The sequence below is a fragment of the Aliivibrio sp. A6 genome, from assembly GCF_028765505.1.
In the GTDB taxonomy this organism is placed as follows: domain Bacteria; phylum Pseudomonadota; class Gammaproteobacteria; order Enterobacterales; family Vibrionaceae; genus Aliivibrio; species Aliivibrio finisterrensis_A.
Window position 1 is genome coordinate 1 of the sequence record NZ_JARACR010000118.1, and the last position, 615, is coordinate 615.

A 615-nucleotide genomic window follows, 5' to 3' on the forward strand; every position below is an offset into this window, starting at 1 on the left:
AAGCATGCCGAAAATATCGAAGCAGTGGCTATGGATATGAATACAGCTTTCGATCTCGAAGTGAAAGCTCATTGCCCTAATGCGCGTATTGTATACGATCTTTTTCATGTGGTAGCCAAATATGGACGAGAGGTAATGGATAGGGTTAGGGTAGATCAAGCGAATCAACTCAAAGAAGACAAAAAAGCTCGTCGTTGGATTAAGCGTTCACGCTGGATCCTTTTGAAAAATAGAGACAATCTAGACGCAAATCAACAGAGTTATTTAGATGAAATACTTTCGGTAAACCACGATTTAATGGTGACTCATTTGCTAGGAGAGCAATTAAAAGAGCTCTGGTATTGTGACTCAGAAACGCAGGCAATAGAACTATGGGATGTATGGTGGCAACAGGTAAATGAGAGTGGGATCAAACCACTAATCAGTTTTGCACGAAAGTTAAAACCATACCTTCACGGAATTGTTAGTTCGTCTTTATATCGATTAAATACATGTACACTGGAAGGAATAAATAACAAAATTAAGTTAATCAAAAGAATGGGGTATGGCTACAGGGATACGGACTATTTCTTTATGAAGATAAAAGCGGCTTTCCCCGGAAAGCCGCGATGAACC

At 39.5% G+C, this 615-nt stretch carries 1 protein-coding gene; it reads left to right on the forward strand.

Annotated features, from left to right (window positions below):
• Positions 1 to 612 (forward strand): transposase (locus PVK70_RS18865; RefSeq protein WP_274441718.1); only part of this gene is annotated, 612 nt, incomplete at its 5' end.
• Positions 613 to 615: the final 3 nt, after the last annotated feature.